Here is a 7,534-nt window from a genome sequence, read left to right on the forward strand (position 1 = left end):
GTAATGAAACTATCACCATCAGCAAAAGGTCTCGTATTTTCAGTATTGGCTGTTTTAGCTGCGTTTGGTATCTATTTCCTTTTTTTGGCCAAACAAAACTATTATGTGGTAGATAATCCGACTAATAATACCTATTATTTTAATATTAATAATTCTGAAGAAAAAATTATTTCTCAAGGACAAACCGTAAAAGTAGATCTTATTAAAGGCAAAAATGAAATCAAGGTTTTTGATGGCAGTAAAAAATTGCTTTATGATTCTGTCTTTATGGTGAATCAAATGAGGGGTATTCTGAATATCGCACATCAGGACTATTACATCCATACGCAATATTATGGATACAATTTAAATAAAGATTCCTTACTTTTGGAACTTGGGAAAACCAATATTGACGGAAAAATGTATTTGGGCGCTCCAAAGCATTTTAATAAACTATATTCTGAAGATTTCTATTATAATGTGGACGAAGAGTATGATAAAGTAATCAAGAATGTCCAAAAAATTGAATCCAGAACTAAAATTTTCAGAAAACAGGATTTTTTGAATTATTATAAAAATTATTATAAACTTTGATTTTGAAACACATTACTCCTTACAATACAGACGCGAGCAAGAAGAGCCAAGTAGAAGATATGTTTGATAATATAGCCGGAAAGTATGACTTTCTGAATCGTTTATTATCCATGAACATTGATGTACTCTGGAGGAAAAGACTGGTAAAAATGCTTCAAGAAGTGAAACCCGGGAAAGTTTTGGATGTGGCTACAGGTACCGGAGATCTTGCTATTGCCGTACAAAAAGGGACTAATGCAGAAATTATCGGTTTAGATCTTTCACAAAAAATGCTAGATGTAGGAATCGAAAAAGTAAAGAGGAATGATCTTCAGAATAAAATAACGATGGTAAAAGGTGATGCAGAAAATTTACCTTTTGAGGATAATAAATTCGATGCTGTTACCGTTGCATTTGGAGTAAGGAATTTTGAAAATTTGGAAAAAGGCTTAGATGAACTGAAAAGGGTAGTAAAGGAAAAGGGTAGTGTATACATCCTTGAATTTTCTAAAGTGGAAGGTTTTTTGGGAAGTATTTATATGTTTTATTTTAAAAATGTGCTTCCTAGAATAGGAAAATTGGTTTCCAAAGATCATCGTGCATATACTTATCTTCCGGATTCTGTAAATGCTTTTCCTTCAGGAGAAAAGATGCAAAATATTCTTTATGAAAGAGGTTTTAAAAAAGTAGCATATACCAAACTAAGTCTTGGAATTGCAACCATTTATCAAGCAACAAAATAATATATGAGAAAAAAAATCTTAACCCTGATTATCGTTTTTGCAATAGGCTTTACTGCCACTTGCAATGCACAGCTTTTTCGGACAAAAGACAGGATGGATAATCTTGAAGGTTTTGATGATCAAAAATTCAGTTGGGGATTTTATCTTGCAGCTAATAATTTTGATTATAAATTGGTTCTTCATCCTATGTATGGAATTGAAAATCAAAGAAATCTCGTTCAGGTAAAATCATCCTACAGTTTTGGAGCAGGACTTATCGGAAAAATGAAATTGAATCAAAGTTTTGATCTAAGATTGGAACCAGGACTTCAATTTGTACAAAGAGATATCACTTTTGATACACAATCTAACGATCAATATTCGGGAGGAAATACTTCAAACCCTCCGTTCACACCAATAGCATTGACTGATGCGGATAAATTAAGAACAGTAAAAGCAACTTATGTAGATATTCCATTGCTGGTAGAATTCCATGGAGATCGATGGTATAATTCACGTCCTTATGTAGCAACCGGTGTAAATTGGATGCTAAATCTTCAGTCTAATAATAAAAGTACTGATGACAATCAGCAAGGAATTTTCAGGACAACTGCAAGTAATTTTGCTTGGACGGCTGAATTGGGAATTCAATTTTACTTCAGTAGATTCAAACTTACGCCTGCGTTTCGAGGAACATTTATGATTAATGACGAAATGGTGGCAGATAATACGGGAACACCTCCATATTGGTCATCTGCAATTTCAACCGGAAAAACAAGAGCATTTATGTTTGTTCTCAAATTTGAATAAAAAGTGTTTATATACAATTAGAAAGACCATTCAGGTCTTTTTTTTATCTGATTGTCCTAATAAAAAACCTCTGCGATCTTGGTTAAGTTTTAACGCCTTTGCGAACCTTAAAAGCAGTTTTTTTGTGAAAAATCTTTGCGTACTTAGCGTTAAAATCAAGCGCTATGATTGATAACGGATAGTCAATTTTTTTATTTTAATTTGTGAAGCAAATCATTACTTAGACTAATTTTTGATTAAATTTTTAAAATTCATTTTAGGCTTCAATTTATTTTACGATGAGAAATGAAAAGAAAAGAAATTATTCTTTTCATTCAGATTTAATTTTACTATTTTTGCCTAGTTGTTAGAATTTTTTAACCCTGAATATGCTCAGCGAATTAGAACAGAATTTTTCGACTCTTGAAAAAAAGATTTTGATTATAGCAAAAAAATATCAGGATCTTACAGAAAGAATGTCGGAACTTTCTCAAGAGCATGAACAGCTGAAAGAGAAATTTGAAGAGGAACAAAAAAGAAATAGGGTTTTGACAGAAGAGCAAAAAAATATAAAATTGTATTCCGCAATAGCAGGAAATCCGGAACATAATCGCCTGATGAAAAACCATATCAACAGGCTTGTGAAAGAAATAGATCTGTGTATTGCACAACTTCAAAACAGTGGATTGTGATGGACGTAAGGAGAATAACGATCAATATCGCCGGAAGAACCTATCCACTGAATGTACCTGCTGCTGAAGAAGAAACACTTCGGAAAGTAGGTAAGCAAATTGAAAATATGATTAAGGATTTTGAAGCCAATTTCGATGTGCGGGATAAGCAGGATGCTTTAGCAATGTGTGCTCTGAAATTAGGAGCTAATGCAGAAGTATCTCTACTCGCCAATGAAAAAAATATAAATGCTTCCAAAGAAAGAGTACAAAAACTCAATCAGCTTTTGGAAGATCTGGAAAATAAATAATTTTCCGGAAAAATACTGTCCTACAATAGTTCTAACACATTAAAGGTAAACTCAACGCTAAACAATTACCGGGCAAATGTTCACTCGATGGCGTGCCGATTTTTCGGATTACAGAAAGTGAAAATCAGTCCAAATCGTGTTGATTAGGAGTTTACTCTAAATCATTGAACTGTTGTAGGTTTTTTATTTGAAGTATGAAGTATGAAGAGTGAAGTATGAAGTATGATATTGATTAGTACACTACTGAATATCAATTATCATTTATGAATTATCAATTATCAATAATTAAAATTAATGAAGATTAAAACTATATATATATGACAACAGCTATTATTATCGGCGTTATTTGCTTGGTGGTTGGAGCGGTTTTAGGAATGCTTTTTTCTAAAAGTTCCCTGAACTCGAAAGCCAAATTTATTATGGAAGATGCAAAGAAAAACGCCGAAAACCTTATAGAAAAGGCCACTGTTCAGGCAGAATCCATTAAAAAAGAAAAACAGCTACAAGCAAAGGAAAAGTTTCTTGAACTAAAGTCTCAGCATGATGCTGACATCCAGTCCAGAGAAAAGAAAATGCAGGAAGCTGAAAAGCGAGTGAAAGATAAAGAACAGAAACTAAACGATGAGCTTAGCAAAACAGGAAAATTAGAAAAAGATCTTGACAAACAGATTGCTGATTATTCTAAAAAGCATGAGATTCTTGAAAAAAAGCAACAAGAACTTGATGTAGCAATAGCTCAAAAAGTAGAAACATTGGAAAAAATCTCCAATTACTCCGCTGAAGAAGCAAAAGCAGAATTGGTAGAATCTTTGAAAGCTGAAGCAAAAACAAAAGCGCAGGCTCATGTTCAGAGTATTATGGAGGAAGCTCAGATGAATGCTAAAAATGAAGCAAGAAAAATTGTAATTCAAACAATTCAAAGAATTGGTACTGAACAAGCAATCGAAAATTCTGTTTCAGTTTTCAATATCGAATCGGATGAAGTAAAAGGTAGGATCATCGGTAGGGAAGGTAGAAATATCAGAGCTTTGGAAGCAGCAACCGGTGTGGAAATTATTGTAGATGATACACCAGAAGCTATTCTTCTTTCATGTTTTGATCCGGTAAGAAGAGAAATTGCAAGACTTTCTTTACATAGATTGGTTACAGATGGAAGAATTCATCCTGCAAGAATAGAAGAAGTAGTGGAAAAAACCAGAAAACAAATCGAAGAAGAAATTATTGAAGTAGGAAAAAGAACGATTATCGATTTAGGAATTCATGGTTTACATCCTGAATTGGTAAAAATTGTTGGTAGAATGAAGTATCGTTCTTCTTACGGTCAAAATCTTCTTCAACACTCCAGAGAAGTGGCAAATATTGCTGCAACAATGGCCGCAGAATTAGGATTGAATGTGAAATTAGCAAAAAGAGCAGGTCTTCTTCACGATATTGGGAAAGTTCCAGAGCAGGAATCTGAACTTCCTCATGCACTTTTAGGAATGCAATGGGCAGAAAAATTTGGTGAAAATGCTGAAGTGGTAAATGCAATCGGAGCTCACCACGATGAAATCGAAATGACCTCTTTGCTTTCACCAATTATTCAGGTAGCGGATGGAATTTCGGGAGCGAGACCAGGAGCAAGAAGACAGGTTTTGGAATCGTATATCCAGAGATTGAAAGATTTGGAATCTGCGGCTTTAAGTTTTGATGGAGTTTCCAGTGCATATGCAATTCAGGCAGGACGTGAACTTCGCGTAATGGTGGAAAGTGCTAAAGTGAATGATGAACAATCTGCACAACTTTCTTATGATATTTCAGAAAAAATTCAAAATGAACTGACGTATCCGGGACAAGTGAGAGTAACGGTAATTCGTGAAACCAGAGCGGTGAATATTGCGAGATAATAACTCAATTAAGATATTTTATAAAAACCTTTCAATTTTCTGAAAGGTTTTCTATTTTTATCAAAACTAAAAAAATGCAAGAACTTTCTTCATCATCAAAACTAAAATATATTTTTTCGCTTCCGGTTGTTATTTCAGCGTTAGGTTATTTTGTGGATATCTATGATTTGTTGTTATTTGGAATTGTACGGATTCCGAGTTTGAAAACATTGGGCTTAAATCCTGATGTAGATGGAACTTTTATACTCAACTGTCAAATGGTGGGCTTGTTGATTGGCGGAATTTTCTGGGGAATTTTTGGTGATAAAAAAGGGAGGCTTTCGGTATTGTTTGGCTCTATTCTGGTATATTCGTTGGCTAATATTGCTTGTGGATTTTTGCCCTTTTTTCCAAAAGAAAATCTGGTATTTAGTTATGCTTTGTTACGATTTGTTGCAGGCATTGGATTAGCGGGAGAATTAGGAGCGGGAATCACATTGGTTTCGGAAAGTTTGCCAAAAAATCTGAGAGCGATAGGAACTTCCGTAGTAGCAGGTTTTGGATTGATGGGTGCTGTTGTTGCCCAATTAACAGTGGATTTAGCAGGAAGCTGGAGTATTTCTTATTTTGTGGGTGGTTTTTTGGGAATATTGCTTTTGTTTTTAAGAATTAGTGTTTCGGAATCGGGGATATATAAAAATATTGAAAATCATACTGTTTCCAAAGGTAATTTTCTTTCTTTTTTTACGAATAAAGATCGCTTTATAAGATATTTGAAATGTATTGCTATTGGATTGCCAACTTGGTATTGTATTGGAATTTTGGCGGTTTTAGCAAATCAGTTCGCACCGGAATTTGGCATCAAAGAAATCAATCCCGGAAAAGCAATTATGTGGGCGTATGTTGGAATTTCGGTTGGAGATTTATTGAGCGGATTTATTTCCCATGCTTTAAAATCTAGAAAAAAAGCAATTTTTTATATGTTGGCTTTCACCTTAGTTGGAGTCATCATTATGCTTTTCGGAAACACCAATACAGAGACCAAATATTACATTTTCTGCATTTGGCTGGGATTAGGAACCGGATATTGGGCAATGTTTGTTACATTGGCAGCAGAACAATTCGGAACCAATATCCGAAATACGGCAACAACGACTGTTCCCAATATGGTGAGAGGTTTAGTTCCGGTGATGATTCTGGCTTTTGATTTTTTTAAGAAAGATTTTTCGATAATAATGAGTGCCGTAATTGTAGGAATTGTGGTTTTCGGATTGGCATTTTATTCATGCCTTACTATTTCCGAAACCCACAATAAAGATTTGGAATTTTTAGAATAACTAAAAGTTTGTTTACAAAAAAGGTTTCATTTCGTCCTCAATCTGAGTTCGGAGTTCCATTAGGCGAATAGCATATTGTTCCTTTTGCTTGTCTTCTTCAGTTTCGGGAGTCCATTTTGGAACCGGGAGTTTTTTGCCGTTTTCATCTACAGCTACAAAAACGATAATGCAATGCGTTTTTTTATCAAATTCAGGCTGTTTCAGATTTCGTGAAAAAACATTGATGGCAATGTGCATGCTCGAAGTTCCGGTATAAATAACCTGAGCTTCCACTTTCACAATTTCGCCGATTTTTATAGGTTCATAAAAGCGAATTCCTCCTACATAAACCGTTACCGAATAATTTCCACTCCATGTAGTTGCACAAGCATAACCAGCCTGATCGATCCATTTCATCACGCTTCCACCGTGTACATTTCCGCCATAATTAACATCTGAAGGTTCTGAAATAAATTGGAAAGTGATAGGTTTATTTTGCATTCTTATTAAAATTTGATTTAAAGATATTTAATAATTTTTAAAATGCAGGATTAAATCCTACTTTTGGAGTATGAAAAAAGTATTTTATTTGAAAACCTGTGATACTTGCAGGAAGATTTTATCACAGTTCGATCTTTCCGATTGGGAACATAGAGAAATAAAAACCGAACCGCTTACTAAGGAAGAGATTGCAGAAATGTATGCGCTTACAAAATCTTATGAAGCACTTTTCAGCAAAAAATCTACTCAGATCAAAATTCGTGAAATAGATGTGAAATCTTTGGAAGAAAAAGATTTTAAGAAATTGTTATTAGAACATTATACTTTTTTGAAGCGCCCGGTTTTTATGACAGATAAGGAAATTTTTGTAGGAAGTGATAAGACCAATCTTACAAAACTGAATGATTTTTTTAATACGATTGGTTAAATTTAAATATTTATTGTTGAATTAGAACTTTTTTTAAAAGATATTAATGTTTGTTAAATGCCTTTCTATCAGTTAGATTGGTATTTTTTTTGATGTTTTTTTAAAGTGTAATTCACGGATTGTTTAACCTTAAAATTTAAAGTGATGTCAAACTTAGTTAGAAGAAATCCGCTTTTTTTAGACGATTTTTTCACGCCAGATTTATTTGATTGGACTGACGGAAACTTTACAAGATTAGAAAACACGTTGCCATGTGTAAATGTAAAAGAAAAAGATGCTGAATATGAAATTGACATAGCAGCTCCCGGAATGAAAAAAGAAGATTTCAAAATTGAAATGAATGGAAACTTACTTATCATTTCTTCTGAAAGTAAAACAGA

The 7,534-nt window shown here is 33.7% G+C and carries 10 protein-coding genes; 9 read left to right on the plus strand and 1 reads right to left on the minus strand.

Annotated features, from left to right (window positions below):
- Positions 1 to 3: 3 nt before the first annotated feature.
- The 7 genes from AC2A1C_RS05130 to AC2A1C_RS05160 all read left to right on the plus strand — a co-directional run bounded on the left by AC2A1C_RS05130 (position 4) and on the right by AC2A1C_RS05160 (position 6,247).
- Positions 4 to 573 (plus strand): hypothetical protein, encoded by a 570-nt coding sequence (locus AC2A1C_RS05130; RefSeq protein WP_484024033.1) that lies wholly within the window; start codon positions 4 to 6, stop codon positions 571 to 573.
- Between the two features lie 2 nt (positions 574 to 575).
- Positions 576 to 1,295: a bifunctional demethylmenaquinone methyltransferase/2-methoxy-6-polyprenyl-1,4-benzoquinol methylase UbiE gene (gene ubiE, locus AC2A1C_RS05135; protein WP_484024035.1), complete on the plus strand. Its 720-nt coding sequence runs from the start codon at positions 576 to 578 to the stop codon at positions 1,293 to 1,295.
- A gap of 3 nt (positions 1,296 to 1,298) precedes the next feature.
- Positions 1,299 to 2,084: a type IX secretion/gliding motility protein PorT/SprT gene (gene porT / locus AC2A1C_RS05140; RefSeq protein WP_484024037.1), complete on the plus strand. Its 786-nt coding sequence runs from the start codon at positions 1,299 to 1,301 to the stop codon at positions 2,082 to 2,084.
- Positions 2,085 to 2,452: 368 nt separating this feature from the next.
- Complete coding sequence (locus AC2A1C_RS05145; RefSeq protein WP_484024039.1) at positions 2,453 to 2,755, plus strand: hypothetical protein; 303 nt, start codon at positions 2,453 to 2,455, stop codon at positions 2,753 to 2,755.
- Entirely contained in the window at positions 2,755 to 3,045 is a 291-nt protein-coding gene (locus AC2A1C_RS05150) for a cell division protein ZapA (RefSeq protein WP_484024041.1), read from the plus strand. The genes AC2A1C_RS05145 and AC2A1C_RS05150 overlap by 1 nt, the downstream gene beginning before the upstream one ends.
- A gap of 317 nt (positions 3,046 to 3,362) precedes the next feature.
- Positions 3,363 to 4,931 (plus strand): ribonuclease Y, encoded by a 1,569-nt coding sequence (rny, locus tag AC2A1C_RS05155; protein ID WP_484024043.1) that lies wholly within the window; start codon positions 3,363 to 3,365, stop codon positions 4,929 to 4,931.
- A 74-nt stretch (positions 4,932 to 5,005) separates the two neighbouring features.
- On the plus strand, positions 5,006 to 6,247 hold the full coding sequence (locus AC2A1C_RS05160) for an MFS transporter (RefSeq protein ID WP_484024045.1): 1,242 nt from the start codon (positions 5,006 to 5,008) through the stop codon (positions 6,245 to 6,247).
- 12 nt (positions 6,248 to 6,259) lie between these two features.
- Here AC2A1C_RS05160 and AC2A1C_RS05165 read toward each other — a convergent pair whose 3' ends face one another.
- Entirely contained in the window at positions 6,260 to 6,727 is a 468-nt protein-coding gene (locus AC2A1C_RS05165; protein WP_484024047.1) for an acyl-CoA thioesterase, read from the minus strand.
- Positions 6,728 to 6,797: 70 nt separating this feature from the next.
- Between AC2A1C_RS05165 and AC2A1C_RS05170 the strand changes: the two genes are divergently transcribed.
- Both AC2A1C_RS05170 and AC2A1C_RS05175 read left to right on the plus strand, forming a co-directional pair.
- A complete protein-coding gene (locus AC2A1C_RS05170; RefSeq protein WP_484024049.1) occupies positions 6,798 to 7,154 on the plus strand; it encodes an arsenate reductase family protein in 357 nt (118 codons plus the stop codon).
- Between the two features lie 144 nt (positions 7,155 to 7,298).
- Positions 7,299 to 7,534 (plus strand): Hsp20/alpha crystallin family protein (locus AC2A1C_RS05175; RefSeq protein WP_484024051.1); only part of this gene is annotated, 236 nt, incomplete at its 3' end.

The organism is Chryseobacterium sp. HNCC26DJ241, from assembly GCF_057180505.1.

Bases quoted from the DNA above. Each gene is read 5' to 3' on its own strand.
- AC2A1C_RS05145 (WP_484024039.1), top strand. From the start codon at position 2,453: ATGCTCAGCGAATTAGAACAGAATTTTTCGACTCTTGAAAAAAAGATT.
- AC2A1C_RS05160 (WP_484024045.1), top strand. From the start codon at position 5,006: ATGCAAGAACTTTCTTCATCATCAAAACTAAAATATATTTTTTCGCTT.
- AC2A1C_RS05150 (WP_484024041.1), top strand. From the start codon at position 2,755: ATGGACGTAAGGAGAATAACGATCAATATCGCCGGAAGAACCTATCCA.
- AC2A1C_RS05170 (WP_484024049.1), top strand. From the start codon at position 6,798: ATGAAAAAAGTATTTTATTTGAAAACCTGTGATACTTGCAGGAAGATT.
- AC2A1C_RS05165 (WP_484024047.1), bottom strand. From the start codon at position 6,727: ATGCAAAATAAACCTATCACTTTCCAATTTATTTCAGAACCTTCAGAT.
- rny (WP_484024043.1), top strand. From the start codon at position 3,363: ATGACAACAGCTATTATTATCGGCGTTATTTGCTTGGTGGTTGGAGCG.
- AC2A1C_RS05130 (WP_484024033.1), top strand. From the start codon at position 4: ATGAAACTATCACCATCAGCAAAAGGTCTCGTATTTTCAGTATTGGCT.
- porT (WP_484024037.1), top strand. From the start codon at position 1,299: ATGAGAAAAAAAATCTTAACCCTGATTATCGTTTTTGCAATAGGCTTT.